The organism is Flavobacterium arsenatis, from assembly GCF_031456785.1.
GTDB lineage: Bacteria > Bacteroidota > Bacteroidia > Flavobacteriales > Flavobacteriaceae > Flavobacterium > Flavobacterium arsenatis.
The window spans coordinates 16,991-41,598 of sequence record NZ_JAVDVI010000002.1; the positions used below are offsets into that span (position 1 = coordinate 16,991).

23 protein-coding genes are annotated in these 24,608 nt (G+C 35.8%); 8 read left to right on the forward strand and 15 right to left on the reverse strand.

From position 1 onward, the window contains the following. The first annotated feature begins 24 nt into the window (after positions 1 to 24). Complete coding sequence (locus J2X31_RS02810) at positions 25 to 1,563, forward strand: SulP family inorganic anion transporter (RefSeq protein ID WP_310024230.1); 1,539 nt, start codon at positions 25 to 27, stop codon at positions 1,561 to 1,563. A gap of 94 nt (positions 1,564 to 1,657) precedes the next feature. Here J2X31_RS02810 and J2X31_RS02815 read toward each other — a convergent pair whose 3' ends face one another. The 8 genes from J2X31_RS02815 to J2X31_RS02850 form a co-directional block, all read right to left on the reverse strand. Further along, positions 1,658 to 2,080, reverse strand: a complete 423-nt coding sequence (locus J2X31_RS02815) for a hypothetical protein (RefSeq protein WP_310024231.1) — start codon at positions 2,078 to 2,080, stop codon at positions 1,658 to 1,660. Positions 2,081 to 2,109: 29 nt separating this feature from the next. Next, positions 2,110 to 2,838, reverse strand: a complete 729-nt coding sequence (locus J2X31_RS02820) for a DUF3667 domain-containing protein (protein WP_310024235.1) — start codon at positions 2,836 to 2,838, stop codon at positions 2,110 to 2,112. Beyond that, positions 2,835 to 3,854 carry a DUF4421 family protein gene (locus J2X31_RS02825; protein WP_310024236.1) on the reverse strand — a complete coding sequence of 340 codons (1,020 nt, stop codon included), beginning with the start codon at positions 3,852 to 3,854 and terminating at the stop codon, positions 2,835 to 2,837. Before J2X31_RS02825 ends, J2X31_RS02820 begins: the two co-directional genes overlap by 4 nt. A 9-nt stretch (positions 3,855 to 3,863) precedes the next feature. Continuing rightward, positions 3,864 to 4,706, reverse strand: a complete 843-nt coding sequence (locus J2X31_RS02830; protein WP_310024237.1) for a hypothetical protein — start codon at positions 4,704 to 4,706, stop codon at positions 3,864 to 3,866. A gap of 12 nt (positions 4,707 to 4,718) precedes the next feature. Next, complete coding sequence (locus J2X31_RS02835; protein WP_310024238.1) at positions 4,719 to 5,192, reverse strand: hypothetical protein; 474 nt, start codon at positions 5,190 to 5,192, stop codon at positions 4,719 to 4,721. A 47-nt stretch (positions 5,193 to 5,239) separates the two neighbouring features. Then, positions 5,240 to 6,121, reverse strand: a complete 882-nt coding sequence (locus tag J2X31_RS02840) for a lipase family protein (RefSeq protein WP_310024240.1) — start codon at positions 6,119 to 6,121, stop codon at positions 5,240 to 5,242. A 429-nt stretch (positions 6,122 to 6,550) separates the two neighbouring features. Then, complete coding sequence (locus J2X31_RS02845; RefSeq protein ID WP_310024241.1) at positions 6,551 to 7,192, reverse strand: hypothetical protein; 642 nt, start codon at positions 7,190 to 7,192, stop codon at positions 6,551 to 6,553. A gap of 10 nt (positions 7,193 to 7,202) precedes the next feature. Next, positions 7,203 to 7,565, reverse strand: coding sequence for a hypothetical protein (locus J2X31_RS02850; RefSeq protein ID WP_310024242.1), 363 nt, complete (start codon positions 7,563 to 7,565; stop codon positions 7,203 to 7,205). A gap of 166 nt (positions 7,566 to 7,731) precedes the next feature. On the opposite strand from J2X31_RS02850, the gene J2X31_RS02855 reads away from it, so the two are divergent. After that, complete coding sequence (locus J2X31_RS02855; RefSeq protein WP_310024244.1) at positions 7,732 to 8,436, forward strand: LytR/AlgR family response regulator transcription factor; 705 nt, start codon at positions 7,732 to 7,734, stop codon at positions 8,434 to 8,436. Continuing rightward, a complete protein-coding gene (locus J2X31_RS02860; RefSeq protein ID WP_310024246.1) occupies positions 8,433 to 10,316 on the forward strand; it encodes a tetratricopeptide repeat-containing sensor histidine kinase in 1,884 nt (627 codons plus the stop codon). The genes J2X31_RS02855 and J2X31_RS02860 overlap by 4 nt, the downstream gene beginning before the upstream one ends. Positions 10,317 to 10,363: 47 nt before the next feature. Here the strand turns inward: J2X31_RS02860 and trxA are convergent, their stop codons facing one another. The 4 genes from trxA to dnaE all read right to left on the reverse strand — a co-directional run bounded on the left by trxA (position 10,364) and on the right by dnaE (position 16,411). Next, positions 10,364 to 10,684 carry a thioredoxin gene (gene trxA / locus J2X31_RS02865; protein WP_310024249.1) on the reverse strand — a complete coding sequence of 107 codons (321 nt, stop codon included), beginning with the start codon at positions 10,682 to 10,684 and terminating at the stop codon, positions 10,364 to 10,366. Positions 10,685 to 10,790: 106 nt separating this feature from the next. Then, positions 10,791 to 11,096: an Abi family protein gene (locus tag J2X31_RS18205; protein ID WP_374725207.1), complete on the reverse strand. Its 306-nt coding sequence runs from the start codon at positions 11,094 to 11,096 to the stop codon at positions 10,791 to 10,793. Then, on the reverse strand, positions 10,981 to 11,694 hold the full coding sequence (locus J2X31_RS02870) for an Abi family protein (RefSeq protein WP_310024252.1): 714 nt from the start codon (positions 11,692 to 11,694) through the stop codon (positions 10,981 to 10,983). Before J2X31_RS02870 ends, J2X31_RS18205 begins: the two co-directional genes overlap by 116 nt. 205 nt (positions 11,695 to 11,899) lie before the next feature. Further along, a complete protein-coding gene (gene dnaE / locus J2X31_RS02875; protein ID WP_310024254.1) occupies positions 11,900 to 16,411 on the reverse strand; it encodes a DNA polymerase III subunit alpha in 4,512 nt (1,503 codons plus the stop codon). Positions 16,412 to 16,831: 420 nt separating this feature from the next. Here dnaE and J2X31_RS02880 point away from each other — a divergent pair, with 420 nt between their 5' ends. Genes J2X31_RS02880 through J2X31_RS02890 form a run of 3 tightly spaced genes read left to right on the forward strand, consistent with a single transcriptional unit; the run spans position 16,832 to position 20,482 of the window. After that, positions 16,832 to 17,032 carry a hypothetical protein gene (locus J2X31_RS02880; RefSeq protein ID WP_310024256.1) on the forward strand — a complete coding sequence of 67 codons (201 nt, stop codon included), beginning with the start codon at positions 16,832 to 16,834 and terminating at the stop codon, positions 17,030 to 17,032. A 32-nt stretch (positions 17,033 to 17,064) separates the two neighbouring features. Next, positions 17,065 to 17,868: a GLPGLI family protein gene (locus J2X31_RS02885; RefSeq protein WP_310024259.1), complete on the forward strand. Its 804-nt coding sequence runs from the start codon at positions 17,065 to 17,067 to the stop codon at positions 17,866 to 17,868. Beyond that, positions 17,861 to 20,482, forward strand: a complete 2,622-nt coding sequence (locus J2X31_RS02890) for a carboxypeptidase-like regulatory domain-containing protein (protein ID WP_310024260.1) — start codon at positions 17,861 to 17,863, stop codon at positions 20,480 to 20,482. The genes J2X31_RS02885 and J2X31_RS02890 overlap by 8 nt, the downstream gene beginning before the upstream one ends. 110 nt (positions 20,483 to 20,592) lie before the next feature. On the opposite strand, the gene rbp is transcribed toward J2X31_RS02890, so the two are convergent. The 3 genes from rbp to J2X31_RS02905 all read right to left on the reverse strand — a co-directional run bounded on the left by rbp (position 20,593) and on the right by J2X31_RS02905 (position 22,901). After that, positions 20,593 to 20,994, reverse strand: coding sequence for an RNA-binding regulator (rbp, locus tag J2X31_RS02895; RefSeq protein WP_310024262.1), 402 nt, complete (start codon positions 20,992 to 20,994; stop codon positions 20,593 to 20,595). A gap of 104 nt (positions 20,995 to 21,098) precedes the next feature. After that, a complete protein-coding gene (locus J2X31_RS02900) occupies positions 21,099 to 22,313 on the reverse strand; it encodes a sensor histidine kinase (RefSeq protein ID WP_310024263.1) in 1,215 nt (404 codons plus the stop codon). A 63-nt stretch (positions 22,314 to 22,376) separates the two neighbouring features. Next, positions 22,377 to 22,901 (reverse strand): DUF6252 domain-containing protein, encoded by a 525-nt coding sequence (locus tag J2X31_RS02905; protein ID WP_310024264.1) that lies wholly within the window; start codon positions 22,899 to 22,901, stop codon positions 22,377 to 22,379. A gap of 234 nt (positions 22,902 to 23,135) precedes the next feature. Between J2X31_RS02905 and J2X31_RS02910 the strand changes: the two genes are divergently transcribed. Both J2X31_RS02910 and rimM read left to right on the forward strand, forming a co-directional pair. Further along, a complete protein-coding gene (locus J2X31_RS02910) occupies positions 23,136 to 23,714 on the forward strand; it encodes a 30S ribosomal protein S16 (protein ID WP_310024265.1) in 579 nt (192 codons plus the stop codon). 13 nt (positions 23,715 to 23,727) lie between these two features. Beyond that, complete coding sequence (gene rimM / locus J2X31_RS02915) at positions 23,728 to 24,252, forward strand: ribosome maturation factor RimM (RefSeq protein WP_310024266.1); 525 nt, start codon at positions 23,728 to 23,730, stop codon at positions 24,250 to 24,252. Positions 24,253 to 24,608 lie beyond the last annotated feature (356 nt).

Sequence of the window (24,608 nt, forward strand, 5' to 3'; positions counted from 1 at the left end):
ACTTTTGCATTATTATCAAAACCTATGAAAACAGCATTCAACCTATTTGATTTATCCCAAAAAGTAAACTACAGAACCGAAATATTAGCTGGACTGACTGTTGCCATGACCATGATTCCCGAATCGCTATCATTTGCAATCCTGGCAGGATTTCCTCCTTTGGTGGGGCTATACGGAGCCTTTATTATGGGACTTATAACAGCCATCTTTGGCGGAAGACCGGGTTTGATATCGGGCGGTGCTGGTGCAACCGTGATTGTTTTGATTGCCTTGATGAAATCCCACGGACTGGAATATGTCTTCGGAGCCATAGCCTTGGCTGGAGTTATACAAATTGCCGTTGGGTTATTAAAACTCGGAAAGTTCATACGCCTTGTACCGCAACCTGTAATGTTTGGTTTTGTGAATGGATTGGCCATTATCATCTTTATGGCACAATTTGAGCAATTCAAAACCGTGATAAACGGTCAAATAGAATGGCTCACGGGAACACCTTTCCTTATTATGGCAGGACTTGTTGCCATGACAATTGCCATTGTGGTATTTTTGCCAAAAATCACCAAAGCCATTCCTGCTTCGCTTGTCGCCATTATCGTAGTTTTTGGCGTGGTGTTGCTTTTTGATATTGATACCAAACAAGTTAGAGACATTGCTTCGGTTAGTGGAAGCTTGCCTCCTTTTCATATCCCAAATATTCCTTTTAATTTAGAAACCCTGCAAATCATCTTCCCTTTTGCCTTGATCATGGCGGCTGTCGGACTCACAGAAGGTTTGCTGACGCTGAATCTGGTAGATGAAATTACCGCCACAAAAGGAAACAGCAACCGCGAATGTCTGGCTCAAGGTGGTGCTAATCTGGCCAACGGTTTTTTCTTCGGAATGGGTGGTTGCCCGATGATTGCCCAAACCTTGGTCAACCTTTCGGCTGGATCAAGGGCAAGACTTTCGGGCATTGTCGCTGCTTTAACAATTTTGACTATCATATTGATTGGGGCTCCAGTAATCGAGTTGCTACCTATGGCGGCATTGACAGGAGTAATGATCATGGTAGCCATAGGAACTTTTGAATGGGCGAGTTTACGCATCTTCAAACGAATGCCAAAATCGGATGTGTTTGTAATGATTGCCGTTACACTGATTACCGTTTTGCTTCACAATTTGGCTTTAGCCGTATTAATAGGGGTAGTTATCGCTGCTCTTGTTTTCGCCTGGGACAATGCAAAACGCATCAGAGCTAGAAAACACATCGATGAAAATGGAGTAAAGCATTACGAGATTTTCGGACCTCTATTTTTTGGTTCGGTAACCGGATTTGCCGAAAAATTTAATATTCAGGAAGATCCTACCGTAGTGATCATCGACTTCAAGGAAAGCCGAATCGTAGATATGTCGGCCATTGAAGCCTTGAATGCCATCACAAACCGTTATCATAAAGTAGGCAAGAAAGTACATCTGCGTCATTTGAGTCCAGACTGTATCGCGTTGTTGAAAAATGCTGAAGCGATTATTGATGTAAACATTATGGAAGACCCTACTTATAAATTGGTGGTGAATAAAAACTAATTTGGTGTTAAAGCATTTATTCTTGACAAAACTAAAAATCCCAACCTCGATCGAGCTTGGGATTTTTTTTTATTTTATACCTAGTCAGTAAAAACTAAAAACCATACTTATCATATAATTCACTCGACTTCATTTCTATTTTCCTCAATTGCTCTCCACAAAAATTATAAACAATTACTTTTCCTTTCTCCTTGCCCATTTTACAAATAACCTCGTGTATTTCGTTTTCTAGAATAACCAATCTATGAAATTTACGAAACAAATATTCATCTCCTTTGGTGTCTGACTTCATCATAATTTCCATTACAATGTTTCCTTTCGAATTTATGATTCTGTCAAATCGTTTACCTTTTTTATGGCTTGTCTCCCTAAAAAAGAAATACTTATTCCTGGACTTGAATTCTGATTTTAGCGTCACACTCCTTTCTTCACATTCTTTTGGAGATGCCGTAGTGTTTACAGCTTCGCTATTTTGAATAGTGAATACAAACAACACCACTAAAAATGTTTCTTTCATATTATAATCATTATTGAAACTCTAATAAATCAATTCATCAAAAACACAACAATAAACAATACGGCAAGACTTATCGAAATGGTTGATCCAATAAGCAACGCTAGCAATGTCTTCCAAAAAACAGTTACCTTAGGCATGTTCTTGAAAAATTGCCCGTAGGACCATACCATCAAGAGAAGCTCTGGAAAAAACAACCAATTGGAAACCTCGCTGAAATGATCTTTCTTACTGATTACAACCAACACGAGCAATACAAACATCCGAAACCATACTTTCTGTGCACTAAAGAAAGAGTTTAGGATTACGTGCTCATAATAATTATAGCCTTGCTTACGAAATACTAAATACGAACTTAGAGCAAATATCGGAAGCTGCAAAAGGATGATGATTGGAAAGTGATGCCCTATCCACTCATTGACCATCTTATAGTCGAAAAGATTATCATTTTTTCCCGAAAATATATCGATTTCAAATGTATAATAGAAAAGCCCGTAAAATGTGGCCAACACCACCAACATCGAAATGGGTTTGTAATGCCTCACCCTTTTCCCCTCAATATAATCCCGGATAGCATGACCTGGACGGGTAAACAATTCCCTAGCCGAATAGAACAAACCTCCATGCACATGAAGAATGCCATGACTAAGATCATGCATCACAAAATGAGTATCTATGCCATGGGTATCTGCCGGTTGACCACAGTTGTTGCAAAAGTTTCCTTCAAATACGTTTCCGCAATTCTTACAGGTTATACTCATTTTTTCTTGGGTTTCATTGGAGGTTTTGGCGGATTATCTAAAAATTTGCCCACTTTCTCAGGGCCTTTAAAACGATAGCCTACATAGAACTCAAAAAACTGCTGGCGGTCCTGCAAATGAATCTTTGGATCAGTATCATAATAGAAGGTGTTTAAGCTTGCAGTTGCACCCGTATAAAATTTCTCCGAATTGTAGCTCAACGTAAGCCTAAATTGGGTCTGCAAGGAAATTCCATCTACAACCTCATCCAGGGTAGCATCCTCATAAACCGTTTTGGTGTGGTTATAGCCAACGCCTCCATAAACACCCGGAGCCACTAAAAACCTATTATCGATTACCCAGTTGTAATAATAAGCCGGTCCAATCGCTACGTCTATGATATGGTCCTTTCCTGGGGTATCATCCGTGATTTCGGTATAGTTGTAGTTGATGCTGGGAACAAAACTCCCCACACTTTGCTTCTGCCATTCGCTTTGATTATAAATCGCCCTGAACGAAAAATTCGGATTAAACAAATAGGACGTGCTGCCTCCATATCGGGAAACCTGGAAACTTGGAAACAGAACATTTTCGGTAGCACCAATATCATCTTTATCTACATAAAAACCTTTTGTCCTGGAGTGTTGCACATTCTGGATCCATTGGCCGAAATAGAAGCGGGCTCCAATGTTATAGAAGCTCGACTTTATCTTTTCGCTATCGTCCTTGTTGAAACGGATGAATTTTGGGGTATAGCCAATGTCAAATTCTATGAATTTATAGGCAAACGTTAGCGTGGTCTTGATTCTTTGGTTCGGAGCTAAAGTAAAATCAAGATTGTCTGCAGGATCCTTTATATGAAAGGAGTTAAAGCTGTTGCTAAAACCCAATCGCAACTTTACATCATCATCATAAAGCTCTACATACTCATTGGAGACACGCTTTTTTTTGATGGTATCTGTTTTTGGAATGGTATCTTGGGCCTGGAGGACTCCGACACAAAATACCATCCAAAAAAAGAGTTGTTTCTTTATCATACCGTAGTATTAGCGTTTTGCCTTTGTTCCGAACGGACAGCGTTTGATCAGATAATTGATGGTAGCACGATAGGCCTCAAAGCCATTTCCAAAAGAGTTACGGGATTGCGAATACTCGTTTGTTCCTTGGTCGTTATAGAAGTTCAAATCAATCTTGGTGTCGTAGTTGGTTTGAACCGTGGCATTGTTTGAGGAAAAAACAGTACCCGAACTTTTGGTCTTCTTGGTATCGTCCTGCTTCTTCTCGGTTGATTTTCCGTTGATGGAAGAAACACCGCTTCCGTAGGTAGAACTTCCTTGTATGATTACATTGGCAATGCCATATAAAACGTGCTCCACACCCAGCAACTCGGCCATTTCTGCCGGAGTCTTGGTCATAAGGTTGCTGCCGTTGAGTCCTGCTTTTGCCAAAAGGCTGTTGGTAGTTATAGGATCCTGCACCTGATTGAGCGTCGTGTTTTCCTTAACTGAATTATAGGTCTCGGTTTGCAACTGATGCGACATGGCGGTAGCATCGAGCGAACCATCATTGGTAATAAACTCAAAAGGGAGAACGGCAACCTTGCCTTTTCGGGCCGCCGGATTAGAGGAAACTACTGCAGCTGATGGAGCATTTACAACTTCTTTCCTGCCGCTTGCAAATTCAATCATACTGATGTCAGCCTTCTTAAATTCATATTCTAGGGTTTCGCCTTTGTAAACAAATTTAATAGCATCGTCCCTAACGGCAATGATTTTCCCTTCTCGCTTCTCGCCATTTAGCATGGTTACCTTATCTTGGGCAAATGCTACTACCGTATTGAAAAGTACCACCATCAAAAGCAGTATCTTTTTAGAAAATATCTTTTTCATAGGATTATTTTTTTAAAATTTATAAGCTGCTCCAACTCCAATAGATGCTACAGAAACATCATCGGCATCAATGTTTTTGTAGAAAATAAAAGCATCCCATTGTCCGTTTGTCCATCCTGCCTTTGGCAACAGGTACAAACCGCCTTCGGCATCTGTGGTAGTGGCAACTGCATATCCAATGTCTGCCGTGTAGAAAATACTTGAGCCATATCCTGCCCTAAGCGAGAGTGCAACCGGAATAAAGGAATAGTCATCAAAACCATCTTTCCCTAAAAAGGTAGAATAACCCGTAGCCACACCAGCGGCAAACGTATCTGTGATGCCAAAGAGATAACTTGCATCTACTCCTACATTAAAAGAAGAAATATCCGAAGCATCTGATAACGGAAGGCCTCCGCTAACGCCAACTCTGAAACCATCCAATTGGGCATTAGCCACATTGCACAAGCCTATCAGCAATAAAGCTGAAAATAATAATTTTTTCATAATGATTGTTTTTTTGGGGTTTGAAGCATAAAAATAATAATTTTTCTTTAAAGTTTTAACTTTTCTAAAAGATATAAATAGGCCTTCAAATTATGGTGCACCAAGATCTTCTTGTCGTCATCGGGGAAATGAGTATAATAGTCTGCATCCGGATTCAGGATCACGGCGGTACCACAACGCACATAATAATTGGAGTGCATATAGGTAGGATCTTCAAAACCCTGCACTTCCTTGGCAATAGCCTTCGACACAAATTTACCCAGATAGGTCTGATAGCGTTTTACGGCTTTCCTGTTGTATTTTGTAAGTTCCGAATATACAAACTCCATGATCGGACGCTCCAACAACGGCCTCTTCTTGATCATCTCATGGATGTTATTGAACGGATTGGTAAGATTAAAATCCTCTGTAGATTGTATCGTCACTGGAAGTTCCGGCACCCAGTCGGCACCATTCACCACCGTCAACGACCACCCAATCTGGGTTGAAGCCTCATAATCATAAGAGAAATATAAGTTGCCCGGTTTGGGAGCCGCACTGCAATAGGTTTTAAATTGAATGTCCTCCGGCAAAGTGCCATTGGTTTGATAATACTTGAGCTGTGCCGTCATCAAAAACGCAATTGCCGCACCCTGGCTGTGGCCGAAGATGATGAAATCCCGAACGCCTTTTGCATACTGTTCCTTGATTTTGACCGTAATATCCCCAACTAAAAAACCACACGATACAGCCCAGCCCACATGAACGCCCGCCCTCGGATTATTCGCAAAACGATAGTCATAAGTAAGCGAATCCGTCAGTTTCAAAGTACCGATTGCCGGAATCATAGCCGCGTGAAAATTTGCCATCCAGCTCAACGGCTTGTCCCTCGTACCGCGAATACTGATAACATTATGTCCTTCGGTTTCATAGAGTTCCCAGCAGTTCATCAGTCCTATTTCCTTGGCCCGGTAAGTAGTTTTGTAGTGTGTTGTTTCTGGAATGTCCTTAAAGCCTGTGCTGTCGGTCCAGCGTGAAAAGGCATGAAGCAGTTCGGTATATTCCTTTTTGTCGAAGCCGGGCTTTAAACGCTGTGCAAAAGAAGGCAGCACAACTAAAAAGGCAAGGAAAAGGAAGAGGTGTTTCATATTGGGGTGTTTTGAATACAGATCTTATCTACACAAATAACCGAAATAAAAATAATACCGACAAAAAAATAATCTTGGGAAGACAAAGATTAGCCTAAACTTATTATTGAATAATGGCTATGGATTTATTTTTGGTTCTAACCTTTCACTTTTGGCAATAAAAAAAGGCACAACTTACGTTATACCTTCTTCTAACTAAACCAAATTAAACTGTTGTGGATTGTTATTACATTATTGCTGGGATAATCCTTCGCTGTAGTAATAAACTATACCAAATTGCTGATTTACGATTTCATAGAATAATATGTTGTTGTGCAAATAAAAAATGTCAGTATAGGATTCCGTTTGATGTGTTCCAGCGATGTTGTAAATCAATTCATATTCACTGTTTGGAGTGGCTTGATTGAATACATTACTGATTCCATAAAGCGAGCCATCTGAGGAAAACCTCACATAGTGCTGAAATTGCATTCCGCTTGATGTTGCTACTATACCTCCGAAATCTTTATCCTTGAATGCATTTTCGGAGGCTGGTAGTAATAATTCTGCTTGATCGAAATCTAAACCGTCTATATCTGATGAAACGATTGCATTGTCTTGAATTTTTATAAATCCATAATTTTCTATTTTTATGGTATCCCCATGAACCGAATAATTTACTTGAATATCTTGTTCCAAACTTTTAATTAAAGCTTGGTTATCAGCATTAAACGTTATTATCGTGAGATGATTGTTGAGTATTTTTCCAGCCAACACATAGCTTGTGGCATCAATGTTTACGACCTCAATTTTTTGATTATCGTCGTTTGATGAACAAGCAAAAAGCAAGCTGGTTATTATTGCGGTTGCAATTATTTTAAAATTTGTTTTCATATTAATTTTTTTAGAATTCAACATTGATTGATTTTTCGTCGCATTTGCTGATGGAATAGTTTTGAAACACCTCTGAATCGAGCGATTGGTTCTGCTGGTTGAGACTTGAAATTTCTATAGAGTAGCTTCCTGGTTTAAGATGAACGGTATCTTCGCTCTTTCCGGCTTGAACTATCTTATCCCGAGATTCGGAAGTAGCCGTATTAGTGAAAAGGATGCCGTGTTTGGTTTGGTTTGAACCGAAATTTACTGTTAGAATTCCGTAATTCTTGGTTTCACAATCTGCTATGCTCTCTTTTTTATCATCACTCGAACAGGACATTGATATTACTAAGATGAACGATAGCATTATTATTCTTTTTAGATTTTTCATAACATTGATTTATAGGTTAATCTTCGAATTTTCATCAAAGTTGATGCGATACAATCAGAGTAAAAACAACCAATAGACCAACAGCATTTTAAATAGACCAATAGCAAGGTATATTGAAAAAAATCTTATATTTGAGTAGCCCTCAAACTGTTGAAGCTATATGCCAATGAAAAATCTAAACTGCATAATAGTTGATGACGACGAAATTGACCAATTGATGGTGGTTTCGTTTGTGAAAAGATTTCCGCATCTTAAACTTCTTGGTGCGTTTTTGTCTGCAAAAGAAGCACTTGCCTTTTGCCAAAATAATTCAGTGGATGTTCTTTTTTTAGATGTTGATATGCCCGGAATAAACGGTTTAGAATTAAGGAAAGTCCTTTCCTCAATTCCAGTTTGCGTCTTCATAACCTCGCATCCAGAACATGCTGTGGAGAGTTTTGAACTGGAAACTTTGGATTTCATCATAAAACCATTAAAATTTGACCGCTTTTCGAAAGCAATTGAACGAATCGATGAATTTATGGAAATAAAGACCAAAGCTTTACTTTATGAATCGAGTATTGGTGGCGATTTTATTTATATAAAAGAAGGCCACGAACAAACTAAAGTGAAACTTCACGAAATTTTATATCTGGAAGCCTTGAAAGATTATACGCTTTTGGTGACCAATCACAAACGGCATTGTGTTTTGTCGAGCATTGGAACGTTGTTAAAAGAAGACCATTTTCAATCGTTTGTTCGGATTCATCGGAGTTTTGCCGTTCAGAAGAACCTAATTCATAAAATTGGATCGAATGAAGTTTTTATAAATGAAAATATCGCTATCCCAATTGGAAGAAGCTACAAAGATGCGTTATCCCTTTTGCCATGAAAAAGATTGTTTTGCTATACCTGCTCTTTAGTTTTGGGATTTTCGCCCAAGAAACAGACGTGAAAAAGCAGCAGAAGATTGATTCGCTTTTAAATGTCGTGAAAACCACTAGGATTGATTCTGTAAAAATCAGAAGCCTGATAAAATTAGAATACTGTTATCGTTTTACCGATTTCCAGAAAGGATTGGATTATGCCCACGAAGCATTGCAACTTTCAAAAAAAATAAAGTGGACAAAAGGACTTACAATTTGCTACAACAACATCGGGAACAGTTATCTGGATCGAGGAAAACACTCGGAAGCACTGGATTACTACTTAAAATCATTGGAATACTCTGAAAATCTTTTGAATTTTCGGCACATTACTTTGATGAACATCAGCAACATTTATCTTCGGGAAGGGAATTTTTCTCTTGCACAAAAATACATCGACGAGTCGTATAAAATTGCAGTAAAGGCAAATGATATTGAGACGCTTGCCTATTGCTATTATCAAATGGGACTTATTGCCCGAGACCAAAATAAAAAGAAACAAGCAAAGGATTTTTTTGAAAAGAGTTTGAAGATTTTCAAGGAACGAAAGGATGTTTTTCAGATTGCAGAATTGACAAATTTTCTGGCAGAAGTCACACCTGATTATAAATTGAAGCTTGATTATCTGTTAGAATCTAAATCGATTTGGGACAGTATTGCTCCAGATTATGTTTCGGCAGTGAACAACAGCATTATCCTTTCGACTGCTTATTTAGAATTGTATAAGGACGATGGATTAAGGAAAAAGTTCAGCCGTAAAGCCAAAAGCGAACTACTTTCAGATGCTGAGAAAATGCTGAAGAAAGCCGTTGATTATTCCAAATTATCGGACACGAGACAAAATTTGATGGATGCTTATGGACGTCTGTCCGATTTATATGCCTTGAAAAATCAACCAAACGAAGCACATCTTTATCTTGTGAAACATTACAATTTGAGAGATTCCATCTTTTCACAGGAAAGCAAAAACAAGATTGCCAAATTGGAAAGTCAGAAAGAGATTGAACTTCGCGACAAGGAAATTCAACTCAACAAATTGATGCTTGAAACCAAGGAAAAACAAAAATGGTTTTATATTGGAGGAATTTTTCTGTTGGCTACAATTGGAGTCTTGCTTTTTTATCAAAGCAGTAACAGAAGAAAAACAAATGAAAAATTAAAAGTATTAAATTCGGATTTGGACCAGGCAAATAAAACCAAGACGCGTTTCTTTTCGATTTTAAATCACGATTTAAGGGCTCCAGTTTCAAACCTCATCCATTTTTTACATCTTCAGAAAGAAAATCCAGAATTATTGAATGAAGAAATCAAGAAACGATTGGAAAACAAAACAATTACAGGTGCCGAAAACCTACTGACTTCGATGGAAGATTTGTTGCTTTGGTCCAAAGGACAGATGGAAAACTTTATGCCTCAACCTAAAAAGCTTTCGATTGCGAAACTCTTTGAAGATACGGAAAAGCATTTTTCAAGCGAAGAAAAAACTATAATTGTGTTCGAAAATCCTTCCAACATCGAATTGATTTCAGATGAAAATTATTTGAAAACCATCATTAGAAATTTGACAGGAAATGCCATCAAAGCATTAGAAAAAACGACAAATCCAACCATTGTTTGGAAAGCCTGGAAGGAAAACGAAAAAATTTATTTGTCGGTTTCCGATAATGGTCCTGGAATAAATCAGGATCAATTTAAAGCTTTGTATGACGATAAAGAAGTCATAGGAATTAAATCGGGTTTAGGATTGCATTTGATTCGAGATTTGGCAAAATCCATTAATTGTGAGATTTCAGTAACTTCCGAACCAACCCAAGGAACCATTTTTACCTTAAAATTTGACCAATAAAAAAGGCTTGACTTTCGTCAAACCTTCTTTATAATGAGTGCTTTTGATTAAGACAACAAAGCATCGATAGCGTCTGTGTAAGCTTTTTTAGGAGCTACTCCAACTTGACGACCAACTACCTCTCCGTTTTGGAAAACCAAAACTGTTGGAATGTTTCTAACGCCATATTTTGCTGCAAATTCTTGGTTTGCGTCAACGTCAACCTTACCAACTGTTGCTTTTCCTTCATATTCTGTTGCAATTTCGTCGATAACCGGTCCAACCATTCTACATGGTCCACACCAAGCTGCCCAAAAATCTACTACTACTGGTTTGTCTGATTTCAATACTACTTCGTCAAAAGTAGCATCTGTTATTGCTAATGCCATATTTTTAATTATTTAGTTTAATTTATTGTACAAAATTACTCTTTTTATCTTTAATCTTTTGTTAAATGAAAATCAGTTTTGGCTATTCAATTATCGTTAGAAGTAATTACTGTTCTTTCCAAATGGGTTCATTTTTCCAATTACCTGGAAAACCCATTGCTCTTGTATCAACATTTGGATATTTTGCTAATAAAGCTTGAAATCTTTGTGAAAAAGAATTTTTTGGATTAATTGTTTGTAATAAATATAGTACCATTAACAAAATAAAATATGTTTTATTGTTTGATACTGCACTGTCATCTAACCAAGGTTTTATTGTATTTATTGGTTTTATTGGTTGGATACTCATGACACGATTCCATAAACGCGAATGATGTGCACAAACATTTCTGATGTAAACAATACTGTGCATCCAAAGAAGCAAAGGTATTTTCATCCAGACCAAAATAATTAGCAATATTTCGTTTAGTTCTTGTTGGCTTTAAATTACTAAATAAAGAAGATAACGTTCCAAAAGATGTTAATTCTAAAAGCATCCAACTTGGTGGTAACGGATTAGAATATTTATCTCTAAAAGCTACAATAAAATCAGCATCACTTCTTTTGTACTCATTGTCTAAACTAACTAAGGTTTTACTGTGACTAATTTGATTTTTAAATAAGTTCGTATCTTGATACCAAAAAGCACCATTTTGATGTGATAATAAATAAATCATTTTTGCTCGAATTGAAACTTCAATTTTTTCTAATTCCTGAATAATTAAAACACGAAGTTCTCTATCAAAACAATACAAATTAAAAGCAGTATCAAATGTGGCCGATTCTTTAAAAGTATGATTTTCTTTATCCGCCAACAATGGATACCAATATCCACTTAATCTATAATAACTTATGCTTTCTAATAAATGCGTTGCTTTTGCAACATTAGGAATTTGCAAACCTCGTTCTTGTAGTTGTTCTAGCTGTTGGAGATAGCTAAATGGCGGTTTATTAAACGGAACTAAACTCATTAACGAAAGTATAAAAATGCAAAAAGCTTACTCTGAGCGCGCTGATCTGACGAGAAGCGGAGTAAGCATGTTGATACAAATGTACGAACAATTATACAACTTATACAAATCCTTTACTAAATTTTAGTATTTCATCTACTTTTCTAAGATATTCTACATTGATTATTTTAACTTTCTTAATTAAATTTATGCATTGTTAAACAACCTAATTCAGCTTAAATTCAATTTGCATTTTTTCAAGTTCCTGCAACAATTCATTTGATATCTTAATTTTCTTTCTGCTCGACATTGAAAGCCTCGTGATTATCCTATCTTCCTCAACTACTGTTGGAACCAAAACTTGTACCATTTGTGCCGTTTCATCATCTTCCTGAACCTCTTCTTCCGATTCTGTCAAAACAGGCTCTTCTTGAACGATTCGTTGCACTTTATCTTTTTCTAAAACTTCAAACGCCACTTGGTTATCGCCTTTATGTCTTTGAAAAATATCGTTAAGGTTTTGGATGAAATCGGTTTCCAACTGTTTAATGTCCAAATCGATAATGATTTTTTTTGCGAATGAAGTCAGGATGTCTTGCAATTGTTTTGCTTCGAGAAACTGCATTCTTGGCTCGCTTTTCTTACCGGTTTCTTTATCCGTCCATCCTTCTTTTACATTTATCTTGAAATAGACAAAGTTATTTGCAATCAGATAATAATGAAACTTTAGATATTCCTCTCCAAATATCTTGAACTCGTAACTTTCATCGTATCCTTCGAGTGTAAAAATAGCCCAATCCTTTCCGTTTTTGGCGGTTCGTCTTTGTACGTTGGTTACAATTCCGGCAACAGTGAGATTCCTACCCACAAACTTCTCTAGATTCTTTAAATATTCCAATCTTGCATTGCAGAAGTATTTCATTTCAAATTTAAAATCGTCAAGCGGATGTCCAGAAATATAAATTCCAACCACCTCTTTTTCCTTGGCGAGTTTTTCCATGGTACTCCAATCTTCACAAGGTGGAATTTGTGGCTCGGCAATTTGTACTTCCGAAGCATCTCCAAACAAGCTTACCTGTGATGAATTTTCGTTTTCCTGAAATTTTGCACCATAACGGATGGCTTTTTCCAAGAAGGTGATTCCGTCTCCATCGTGATGAAAATATTGAGCCCGATGCGTATCAGTGAAACAATCAAAACCTCCAGCCAAAGCTAAATTTTCGAATGCTTTCTTATTGGCAGCTCTTAAATCGATTCGTTTTCCTAAATCAAAAATTGATTTATAATTGCCGTCTTTTCTATTTTCTACAATGGTTTGAACGGCTCCCATTCCGACACCTTTCACCGCTCCCATTCCGAAACGGACGGCATAATCTTCATTTACCGTAAACTTATAGTACGATTCATTTACATCTGGACCTAGAACCTGCAAGCCCATGCGTTTGCATTCTTCCATGAAAAAAGAAACCTGCTTGATGTCGTTCATATTATTCGAAAGAACGGCCGCCATATATTCCGCCGGATAATGGGCTTTCAAATAAGCCGTTTGGTAGGCAATCCAAGCATAGCAAGTAGAGTGCGATTTATTAAAGGCATAACTCGCAAATGCCTCCCAGTCTTTCCATATTTTTTCTAAAATTACAGGATCATGTCCTTTTTCAGCAGCTTGGTTCACAAATTGAGGCTTCATCTTATTGAGGACTTCAATTTGCTTTTTCCCCATCGCCTTACGCAAAACATCGGCATCACCTTTTGAGAATCCTGCCAATTTTTGCGACAAAAGCATTACCTGCTCTTGGTAAACTGTAATTCCATAGGTTTCTGCCAGATATTCTTCACAGGCTTCCAAATCGTATTTTATTTCTTCTTCTCCATTTTTTCTTCGAACGAAAGAAGGGATATATTCCAAAGGTCCTGGTCGATACAAGGCATTCATCGCAATTAAATCGGCAAAAACCGTAGGTTTCAAATCCTTCATGTATTTCTGCATTCCGGGCGACTCGTATTGGAAAACCCCAACCGTTTCACCTCTTTGAAAGAGTTCGTAGGTTTCCTTATCGTCTATCGGAAAAGCATCAGGATCCAAGTCGATATTTAAACGATATTTCACCAACTTAACCGTGTCTTTTATCAGGGTAAGGGTCTTCAAACCCAAAAAGTCCATCTTCAGCAATCCGGCACTTTCGGCAACCGAGTTGTCAAATTGGGTTACATATAAATCAGAATCTTTAGCTGTGGTTACGGGAACGAAATTGGTAATATCACTTGGCGTGATGATGACACCACAAGCGTGGATTCCGGTGTTTCGCATCGATCCTTCGAGGATTTTAGCCTGTTGAATCGTTTCTCCAGCTAAATCTTTTACATTGGCTATTGCTATCAATTCCTTCACCCGATCAAATTCTTCCGAACGTAAAGCTTTTTTGACTTCGCCTTCATCTTCGGATAAAAATCGAGCCAGATTCCATTTGGATGGCATCATTCCAGGAATCAATTTTGCTATTCTATCGGCTTCAAAAAGTGGCAAATCCAGTACACGGGCGGTATCACGAATGGCCGATTTTGTTGCCATTTTACCATAGGTAATGATTTGAGCTACCTGATTTGAGCCGTATTTATTGATTACATAGTCCATTACACGACCTCGGCCTTCATCATCAAAATCGATATCAATATCAGGCATCGACACACGGTCGGGATTTAGGAAACGCTCAAAAAGCAAATCGTATTTAATGGGGTCGATGTTCGTAATTCCTAAACAATAAGCAACCGCAGAACCTGCAGCAGAACCACGACCTGGCCCAACAGAAACGTCCATTTCACGTGCTTTGGCAATGAAATCCTGAACAATCAAGAAATAACCCGGATATCCAGAATTTGAAATTGTCAATAATTCAAAATCCAAACGCTCTTGAATGTCTGGTGTGATTTCACCGTATCTTTTTTTGGCACCAACCATTGTAAGGTGTCGCAAGTATTTGTTTTCTCCACGAACACCGCCATCGGCTTCATCTTCGACAACAAAAAATTCTTCTGGAATATCAAATTTTGGAAGCAATACATCTCTATATAAAGAGTAAGCCTCAACCTTATCGATTACTTCTTGAATATTGATAATGGCTTCTGGCAAATCAGCAAAAAGCTGCTTCATTTCTTCGCCAGACTTGAAATAATAGTCTTGATTGGGCATTCCATAGCGATACCCTCGGCCTCGGCCAATTGGTGTTGCCTGTTTTTCGCCATCTTTTACACACAATAAAATATCGTGGGCATTGGCATCTTCTTTATTTACATAATAGGTATTATTGGTAGCAATTAGCTTAACATTGTGTTTTTTTGCGAAAGTAATCAAAGTTTGGTTGACACGATTTTCATCTTCCTGCTTGTGACGCATTAATTCCAGATAAAAATCAGCTCCGAATTGTTCTTTCCACCAAATTAAAGCCTCTTCGGCTTGGTTTTCACCTACATTTAAAATCTTACTCGGAATTTCTCCGTATAAATTTCCGGATAATACAATCAGGTCTTCTTTGTATTTCTCAACGACTTTTCTATCAATTCGGGGAACATAATAGAATCCGTCCGTAAAAGCAATCGAAGACATTTTGGCTAAATTATGGTAGCCTTTTTTATTTTTTGCCAATAAGACTACTTGATATCCGTTGTCCTTCTTGGTCTTGTCTTTATGATCATCGCATATATTGAATTCACAACCAACAATTGGCTTGATTTCCGTTTCTGTTGGTTCTTCTCCACTTTCAATTAATGTTTTATTCTTTGCAGAAGCCGCTTTGTTGTGGTTCATAACCGCACTCACAAAATGGAAAGCTCCCATCATATTTCCAGTATCGGTCATGGCAACAGCCGGCATTTTAAATTTAGCCGATGCCTTTACCAAATCATTAATGGCAATGGTTGATTGCAATACTGAAAACTGTGTATGATTGTGAAGATGAGCGAAACGTGCATCAGCAAAAGCTTTATTTGTTCCAGATGATGGAGTAGCGATTGGCGTTTCCTGTGCTTTTTGGAAACTTTCCCTGATTTTATCCGAAGCTGCTTTTAGATTAATATGTTTTAATCCGATGAGCTGGATTTCTCCGGTATTGTAATTTTGAAAATCCTGAAAATAACCTGAAGGAACATCAAGTTCTTCTTTTGTAAAAACCTCACGGCGGATTAATTCAAGGAAACATCTTGTAGTTGCTTCAACATCGGCAGTTGCATTGTGGGCTTCTGCAAAAGGTTTATGGAATAAGTATTCGTGTAATTCTGTTAATGTTGGAAGTTTAAATTTACCTCCCCTTCCTCCTGGAAGTTTGAGAAGCGAAGCTGTAACTTCTGTACAGGTATCCAAAACTGGCATCAAGCTCATTGGAGAATTCACACCCATTCTGTGGAATTCACAACCCATAATATTGACATCAAAACCTAGGTTCTGGCCTACTATAAATTTTGCTTTTGATAGGGCAATGTTGAATTTCTCTAAGACTTCTGCTAATGAAATACCATCGGCCTGAGCCAACTCGGTTGAAATACCGTGGATTCTTTCGGCATCATAGGGAATATTAAAACCTTCTGGTTTTACCAGATAATCTTGATGCTCAATGAGCTTCCCCATTTCATCGTGTAACTGCCAAGCTATTTGGATGCATCGAGGCCAGTTGTTGACATCGGTAATGGGTGCATCCCAACGTTTTGGTAATCCGGTGGTTTCGGTATCGAATATTAAATACATAGGCTTAAAAATTCCAAATTATAATAGTGAAAAAGTAAATTCCAAAATTACGCTTTTTTTATTAAAAAAATAATAGAGCTAAACCTCCTTCAACAATACATTTTATGGATTTATTGAATTATTTAAAAAAAACACTTTGAAATGTTATTTTTTTATTTGTTATTTGTAAGGCTTTATGCTTTAAAACAAAAACAATTTAATATTATATTTATGAAAAAACAATGTTTACATTAACTCTTACTGCCTTAGTAATGGGATTATCATCATTTAAATCAACCAATCAAGAACCTGTTGTGCAAACACTCTATAAACAAACTTGTAAAGACGGCACAATTCACTATTTTACTTGTGATTGCAAGTTAGATGATGCAAAATATGTAGGATCGCTAATCTGTGCCTCTAAAGGACAAAAATAAAATCATGAAAAAAATATTTATATTTTCAGTAGCAATATTATCATTATCACTATTATCATTTTCAAGTCTTGGGGATTCAGAAAAAAAACATTATAAAGCTACTTGTAGTGATGGTGCAGTATATTATTTCAGTTGCGAATGTGGACTAAGTGCTGCTAAGGACATTGGCAACTTAATTTGCAGAATGCCCGTTAGTACCCCATAATCACATTCAAAGCATAAAGCATTTTTATTTTTATGAAAAACTTATTATATATTTTTATTTTATTATACGCATCTACTTTATATAGCCAGAAAAAAGGATTGATTTATTATGGCTTTATTGATGCAATTGGAACTGGAAACGCTAAAGGACCCGATAGCAATGCTTACATGGTTTTTAACAAGGAAAAATCCTATTATGTAACCGCTAAAGACAGTTTGGAAAAAACGGAGAATATAGATAAACAAACTACTTATTCTAATGATGATGAAAAAAGTGCAAGCATTCATTTAGGAATGAAAGTAAGCAGAATAGGCGATCAGGTATTTTACAATACAAAAAAAAATACAATTTGGTCTAATTTTTTAAGAGGAAATCAAGTTTTTGTTAATGAAATTGCTACAAAGATCGATTGGAAAATTAGTAATGAAACAAAGAAAATTGGCAACTTCACATGCAAAAAAGCTACTGCACTTTTTAGGGGAAGAAATTATACTGCTTGGTTTACCAGTGAAATCCCAGTGCCTTTTGGTCCTTGGAAACTAAACGGCCTACCTGGTTTAATTCTTGAAGCTTATGATAGTGAAAAAAATGTTTTTTGGTATTTTAAAAGTGTAGAATATCCTAGTAACACTAGAGAACCCATTAGTAATATTAGAAACATTAAAGGCAATAAAGCAACCTATTTATCAATTCCCGAATTTGAGAAATATTGCAGAGAAGAAATTCAACAATCGTATGAAAAAATGATAATTATTTCTAAACAACATCCTGGCATTGTTCCTGTAAAGGGAAAATTAAAAGACCACTTTATAGAAATAATAGGTAAAAATGAATAGATACTTTTTATTTATTTTATTCCTTTCTTATTCTTCTTTTGCTCAACAAATTCAAATTTCAGGAGTCATTAAAGATACGCAAAACAGAGGCATTGAAAGTGCCTCTGTTGTCGTTTCGGATAAAAAACAGCATACCTTGACTTATACTTATACGGATGAAAATGGAAATTATAGTTTAGATTTTGAAAAAGAAGACAATGCATCTATTATCATTACGGTTTCTTCTTTAGGATTTTATAAGAAAGAAAACCAAACGGAATTGAATTCTAAATCAAACTATAAGCTAAATTTTACACTTGAAGAAAATAGTGAAGTTTTGAAAGAAGTAGTTATCGAGTCACATCAAAAAATAAAAATTGACCGAGATACTACAACTATTAAAGTAGCCTCGTTTAGCAACAAAACAGAACAAACTATTGAAGATATTTTAAAAAAACTACCTGGAATTGAAATTTTAAGTGACGGATCTATAAAAGCTCACGGTAAACCAATAGATAAATTATTAATTGAAGGCGATGATTTATTTGACAAAAACTACAAGATTCTTTCTAAAAATCTTGATGCAAAAGTGCTTGATGCAGTTCAAATAATTGACAATTTTGAAGACAACCCTATATTGAAAAAACTTTCCGGTTCTGATAAAGTTGCACTCAATTTAAAACTAAAAGCCGACAAGCAAAATATTTGGTTCGGAAATGTTACTGCAGGAGCTGGTGTAGTTTCTGAAAACCGATGGAAAGAAAGCCTGAATTTAGGATTATTAAAAAAGAACATCAAGCTTTTTTATCTTGCAGATTATAATAATTCTGGAGAAAAAGCTACTGATCAAATTTCGCAAGCTTCAATAGAATTAAACTCTTTCGGCGAAGACCGAATCGAAAAAACAGCTAAAAATTTTTTCAATATCAATAGCAATGAAAACAGCTCTTTTAGTAAATCGCAAAGTATTTTTAATAAGGCTTTTTTTAATTCTTTGAGCTTTACTAAAAAAATAAAACCAAATATTATTTTAAGAGGTGTTGGATACTTTGCGAACGACCATCAGATACAAGACTCATTTTCTGAAACTGTTTTTAACATTCAGCCAAATCCTATTACCAACACTGAAATAAGCAATTATGGTGGAAACAAGACACTTTCATCTGGAGAATTAGAATTGAAATATTTTATAAACGAAAAAAATTACTTGACAAATATTTTCATTTACAAGAATAATAACAACAAGATAAATGCAGATTTATTTTTTAATGAAAGCCAAGTTGATCAATATTCAAACGATAGAAATGAAACATTCTACAATCATTTAAATCATACTTATAAACTATCAGAAACAAAAGTGCTCATTAATTATATGTATTTCGGAAATGATCGAATTGCCCAAAAAAGTAGTATAATTTCTCCTTTATTAAACACTTTCCTAAATACCGAAGCTGATGCCAAGATTAGGCAAAATGCCAACTATAAAGTCCAGTATTTTGGTGTAAAAAGCAAGCTAGTTTCAACTTATAAAAAACTTGAACATCTTTTAGGGCTTCAATTTGAAAGCAATGATGAAATCCTAAAGAATAATTTTTTCATCAATGAAAACCAAAATAGTGACTACACTAACTTTAGTAATTTAAAACAAAATGTCGCAACACTTGAAAACGGTTTGCGTTATAACTTTAATAATCATATTGATTTTACAGGTAGTCTAAATTTGATTCAGAATAATTTTAAAAGCAATTTTAATTCTTATGTGGAGTCCATTATCAATCCAAGGATAGCTCTAAATTTAAAAAGATACCGTTTTGGAAACATCAATATATCCTATTCAGAAAACAGCAATCTACCGGAAATAAATTATTTAGCAAGTAATTTTCAATTATCGGATTATAGAAGCTTTAAAAAAGGATCTGATTATGAAGGCTTACTAAAAAATAAATTATTGCACTTCTCTCACACGTATTTTAATGACGTGAAACGCTTCTCATTAAACACAAATTTTTTATATATCAATTCGGCAAAAAATTATAATACAGAAAGTAGTATAAACGAAAATTTTAATTTCTCTACCTATTTTTTAGCAGATGGAGGCGAGAGTTACAACGGTTCATTTAGTATTGTGAATTATTTCAGAAAATTAAAAACAGCTACAAAGCTAGAAACATCGCAAAACTGGAGTGTCAATCCCATGAAAGTCAACAGCGATACTTTTAGTAATGCAGAAAACTATTTCAGTAGTTATAAATTTTCGGCTACAACTTATTTTTCATTTCCTCTAAACTTTGATTTTGGTTTCAATTACAATTTCTTTAAATCTAAATTTATGGAAATAGCATCAAAAAATGAAACCAAAGATGCTTTTATAAATGCAAATTACAGCATTTCAAAAAATTGGTTAGCTGAAATTAACAGCACATTTTATCAAATGAATAATCAAAATTACTCATTTGTAAATGCAATTATAAATTATACACCTAGCGAAAGTAGATTCTCCTATCGATTGATAGCAAACAACTTAGTCAATGAAAACGAATTTACACTAATTTCTGTAAATGATTTTACAACCTACAAATCCAGCATAAATCTCGTTCCAAGATATCTGCTTTTAACCATTAAATATAGGTTCTAAAACAAAAAACCATCCGCCAAGTTGACGAATGGTTTTGTATAGGTAAAAAAATAAAGTTAATCTCTAACAGTACATCATCCCATTATTGGATAGAATCCGAAAAGAAGTTATTAGTAACCTCCTCTGTTTCCACCTCCACGGTTGTCTCCACCACGGCTGTTTCCTCCGTATCCACCACCGCTATTGCGATCGTTTCCACCTCTGAAACCTCCACGAGAGTCTCCACCACGGCTGTTTCCACCACCACCGAAGCTTCTTCTTTCTCCTTCTGGTTTAGGCTCTGATTTATTTACAACAATTGCACGTCCTTGAACAGTAGCTCCGTTCAATTCGTCAATCGCCTTTTGTGCTTCGTCGTCGTTTGGCATTTCAACAAAACCAAAACCTTTACTTCTTCCAGTAAATTTATCTGTAATGATTTTTACTGAGTCAACTGCTCCGTAAGCCTCAAAAGATTCTCTTAAATCTGCTTCCTCAATACTAAATGGAAGGCTTCCAACAAAAATATTCATAATGTACTATTTATTATAATTCCAACAAATGTAGTTTATTTAATTTGTAATCTACTATGGTTTAGATTATTTATACAGCAAAGAAAAAAAATTTAACTTTAATTTTAGATAAAATCAAACTTGCTGATGGTAAAATCAAACTTTGTCCCTTTACCCATTTCAGAGTCAACGCTTATTTGCCCTCCAAGACCTTCTACCAATTTTTTCACTGTAGAAAGTCCAATTCCATTTCCTTTGTTCCCAAAACGGTCTTCATTGGTGAGAATTTCAAAAATCCCGAAGATTTTCTGCTGGTTTTCCTCCTTTATTCCTGGACCATTGTCTCCAACCGAAAATTCATAAAAATTTTCGGTATCCTTGAAACCAATTTCTATGACAACTTCTTTCTTGTCGTTATACTTAATGCCATTTGCAATCAAATTAATCAATATCTGCTGGAGTGCAATCCTGTTGGTAAAAACAATTTGATTTCCAAAAGACAATATAAATTGACATTCGCCTTTGTTATCCAAAAGTTTAATCGTTTCTTCTACAAGTTTCTTAATTTCAAAAGCACTTCTGGCTTCCACCAATATAGAATCGCTCTTACTGTGTTCTAAAATACCATCCACCAGATTTCGCAAAGCGATGGAAGAAGTATCAAGCATAGACATCAAGATCTTTGCCTCCTCATTCAAATTTTCTGAATATGTAGAAATTAAGATTTCTGTCAGGCTGGAAATATTATTCAAAGGCGATTTAATATCGTGTGCTGCTACATGAGCAAATTTTTCGAGTTCAATATTTCTGGTTTCAAGATCTTTTGAGAATTTTTCTAGCAACATTTTGCTTTTTCTCAACTCAAAAAGACTAACCACCTGATTAGAAAGCGCCTTCAAAGCCACCAACTGTTCATCGTTGAGCTCTTTGGGTTTGTCATCGATTACACATAAAGTCCCGAGTGGCAAACCTTCCGGACTTACAAGCGGAACGCCAGTATAAAAAATAACATGTGGCTCACCTACAACCAATGGATTCTCAGAGAACCTGGAGTCTAATCTTGAATCTTTTACTGTGAAAATTTTATCTGGCTCAATTATCGCATGAGCACAAAAGGAGTTATTCCTGCTTGTTTCTGTTTCATTCAAGCCAACTTTTGACTTAAACCATTGTCTTTTTTCATCAATCAAACTTATGGTAGAAATCGACGTTTCGCAAATTTTTGAGGCCAATTTTGTAATATCGTCGTATTCTTCTTCAGGAAGGGTGTCTAATATTGAGTACTCTTTTAAAGCTTTTAGTCTTCTAGATTCGTTTTCGGGAGTTTTAGGAATTTGCATACTTTTATTCCGAATTTAATTTACTTATATAAAAAAACCATTCTTTTCAGAATGGTTGATTGCTTATTGGTTTACACCAATCGTGATTGGTATCTCATAGAAAACACCATTTTGAAAGTTTATCCTTTCTGGAGCACTTTCACTAGCTCCAACATAGGGTGCGTCAAATCTGAATTTACCTGAAATAGTTCCTGGCTTTTGATTTATTGTGTTTTCCAATACAATTTCTCCATTTGGAACGTCCGAAACTCCTGTTTCATATTCAAAATTCACACCTCTGTCTGCAAATGAATAAAATGCAGAATTAACATCATCATTCCCTAGTTCAAAAATTGCGTTTTCAAAAAAAGTACTCGCTCCTGTTCCATTAATTATTACTGGATAGGAATATAGCTTCACTACTTCCAAACCCTTAAATGCCGTCATAACTAATGTGCTATCAAGTGGATTATACACTGCTGTATAATCGTTGGCTCTCCACATAAAATTATCCTTGCTTGCTTGAAATGAAGGTGAGTTTGAACTAATATTTTCTTCGCAAGAAGTAAATAGAACTAAAATTATTAAAAGTGATACAATTTTTTTCATTATTTGGTATTCTAAATTAATTGATTACAAAAATAGTTTTTAAAACGAAATATGCTAAACAATTTTAGACAAATTCACAATGTGAATTAATAATTAACAAATTTCCACCGCAAGGTTAAATTAAAAACCAACAACTCATTAAAAATCAATTAGAAATAGGGCAAATCAAAAAAAGATGTATATTTGCACCCTTAATTAATCGAGGTCGTGTACCTCAAAATTTAATCTTAGATTATGTCTGTAAAAATTAGATTACAAAGACACGGTAAAAAAGGAAAACCTTTTTACTGGGTTGTAGCGGCAGATGCTCGCTCAAAAAGAGATGGTAGATACCTAGAGAAAATTGGTACTTACAATCCAAACACTAACCCTGCAACTATCGACTTGAACCTTGATAGCGCTGTAAAATGGTTGCACAACGGTGCTCAGCCAACTGACACTGCAAGAGCGATCCTTTCTTACAAAGGTGCTTTATTGAAACACCACCTTGATGGAGGAGTTCGTAAAGGTGCTTTGACGCAAGAGCAAGCTGATGCAAAATTATCTACTTGGTTAGATGCTAAAGCTGGAAAAGTGGACGCTAAGAAAGACGGTTTATCAAAAGCTCAGGCTGATGCTAAAGCAAAAGCTTTCAAAGCAGAACAAGAAGTTAACGCAAAACGTTTAGCTGCTGCTGCAAAAGCTGAAGCTGATGCAATCGCTGCAAATGCTCCTGTTGAAGAAGAAGTTGCTGAAGTTGAAGCTACTGACGAGGCTGTTGCCGAAGTAGAAGCTCCTGCTGCAGAAGAAAACAACGAAGAAACTCAAGCTTAATTTTGATGCGATAATGCGTAAAGAAGATTGTTTCTATTTAGGTAAAATCGCAAAAAAATTTAGTTTCAAGGGTGAAGTCCTTATCTATTTAGATACTGATGAACCCGAGTTATACGAAAACTTGGAATCAGTGTTTGTCGAATGCGGCAAACACTTGGTTCCTTTTTTTATTGAAAATAGTTCTCTTCACAAGAATGACTTTCTACGAGTTCGTTTTGAAGATGTGAACAATGAGGAAGAAGCCGATGCCATACTTGGCAATCATATTTATCTTCCTTTGAAGATGTTGCCAAAACTTTCGGGCAACAAATTTTATTTCCACGAAGTGATTGGTTTTGAAATTGAAGACAAACGCTTGGGGGTTTTCGGTAAAATTCAATCGGTTAATGACACTACTGCCCAACCTCTTTTTGAAGTTTTGAATGGCGATGTGGAAATTTTAGTTCCAATGATTGATCATTTTCTTGTAAAGATTGATCGCGAGAACAAAAAAGTGGTGATGGATTTACCGGAGGGACTGATTGAAATGTATCTTTAGAAATTCCAATATTAAAATTCCAAATTCCAACGCTCAAGTAGTTCCAAATTTTAAAATTCGAGAACTTAAAATTTCAATAATACACTTCAATGATAAATAAGCCGTTTGATTTAGAGAAAAGAACTTTTTTATTTGCCAAAGAGTGTAGGTTATATATTAGATTGTTACCTAAAACTACTTCAAATATAGAAGATGGAAAACAGGGCAAATGAGAAACTTGGCGAAAAAGACGTGTCTTTTAGATTAAAAATTGCATGAAAAGAAGCAAAAGAATCAAAATATTGGATTCGTTTACTACAAGAATTAAATCCAGAGTGGAAAACAACTTCTGAAGTTTTACTCTTTGAAGTTGAAGA

Excerpts from the sequence above, each read along its gene's own strand:
- J2X31_RS02810 (WP_310024230.1), top strand. The coding sequence starts at position 25 with ATGAAAACAGCATTCAACCTATTTGATTTATCCCAAAAAGTAAACTAC.
- J2X31_RS02815 (WP_310024231.1), bottom strand. The coding sequence starts at position 2,080 with ATGAAAGAAACATTTTTAGTGGTGTTGTTTGTATTCACTATTCAAAAT.
- J2X31_RS02820 (WP_310024235.1), bottom strand. The coding sequence starts at position 2,838 with ATGAGTATAACCTGTAAGAATTGCGGAAACGTATTTGAAGGAAACTTT.
- J2X31_RS02825 (WP_310024236.1), bottom strand. The coding sequence starts at position 3,854 with ATGATAAAGAAACAACTCTTTTTTTGGATGGTATTTTGTGTCGGAGTC.
- J2X31_RS02830 (WP_310024237.1), bottom strand. The coding sequence starts at position 4,706 with ATGAAAAAGATATTTTCTAAAAAGATACTGCTTTTGATGGTGGTACTT.
- J2X31_RS02835 (WP_310024238.1), bottom strand. The coding sequence starts at position 5,192 with ATGAAAAAATTATTATTTTCAGCTTTATTGCTGATAGGCTTGTGCAAT.
- J2X31_RS02840 (WP_310024240.1), bottom strand. The coding sequence starts at position 6,121 with ATGAACTGCTGGGAACTCTATGAAACCGAAGGACATAATGTTATCAGT.
- J2X31_RS02845 (WP_310024241.1), bottom strand. The coding sequence starts at position 7,192 with ATGAAAACAAATTTTAAAATAATTGCAACCGCAATAATAACCAGCTTG.
- J2X31_RS02850 (WP_310024242.1), bottom strand. The coding sequence starts at position 7,565 with ATGAAAAATCTAAAAAGAATAATAATGCTATCGTTCATCTTAGTAATA.
- J2X31_RS02855 (WP_310024244.1), top strand. The coding sequence starts at position 7,732 with ATGAAAAATCTAAACTGCATAATAGTTGATGACGACGAAATTGACCAA.
- J2X31_RS02860 (WP_310024246.1), top strand. The coding sequence starts at position 8,433 with ATGAAAAAGATTGTTTTGCTATACCTGCTCTTTAGTTTTGGGATTTTC.
- trxA (WP_310024249.1), bottom strand. The coding sequence starts at position 10,684 with ATGGCATTAGCAATAACAGATGCTACTTTTGACGAAGTAGTATTGAAA.
- J2X31_RS18205 (WP_374725207.1), bottom strand. The coding sequence starts at position 11,096 with ATGCACAGTATTGTTTACATCAGAAATGTTTGTGCACATCATTCGCGT.
- J2X31_RS02870 (WP_310024252.1), bottom strand. The coding sequence starts at position 11,694 with ATGAGTTTAGTTCCGTTTAATAAACCGCCATTTAGCTATCTCCAACAG.
- dnaE (WP_310024254.1), bottom strand. The coding sequence starts at position 16,411 with ATGTATTTAATATTCGATACCGAAACCACCGGATTACCAAAACGTTGG.
- J2X31_RS02880 (WP_310024256.1), top strand. The coding sequence starts at position 16,832 with ATGAAAAAAATATTTATATTTTCAGTAGCAATATTATCATTATCACTA.
- J2X31_RS02885 (WP_310024259.1), top strand. The coding sequence starts at position 17,065 with ATGAAAAACTTATTATATATTTTTATTTTATTATACGCATCTACTTTA.
- J2X31_RS02890 (WP_310024260.1), top strand. The coding sequence starts at position 17,861 with ATGAATAGATACTTTTTATTTATTTTATTCCTTTCTTATTCTTCTTTT.
- rbp (WP_310024262.1), bottom strand. The coding sequence starts at position 20,994 with ATGAATATTTTTGTTGGAAGCCTTCCATTTAGTATTGAGGAAGCAGAT.
- J2X31_RS02900 (WP_310024263.1), bottom strand. The coding sequence starts at position 22,313 with ATGCAAATTCCTAAAACTCCCGAAAACGAATCTAGAAGACTAAAAGCT.
- J2X31_RS02905 (WP_310024264.1), bottom strand. The coding sequence starts at position 22,901 with ATGAAAAAAATTGTATCACTTTTAATAATTTTAGTTCTATTTACTTCT.
- J2X31_RS02910 (WP_310024265.1), top strand. The coding sequence starts at position 23,136 with ATGTCTGTAAAAATTAGATTACAAAGACACGGTAAAAAAGGAAAACCT.
- rimM (WP_310024266.1), top strand. The coding sequence starts at position 23,728 with ATGCGTAAAGAAGATTGTTTCTATTTAGGTAAAATCGCAAAAAAATTT.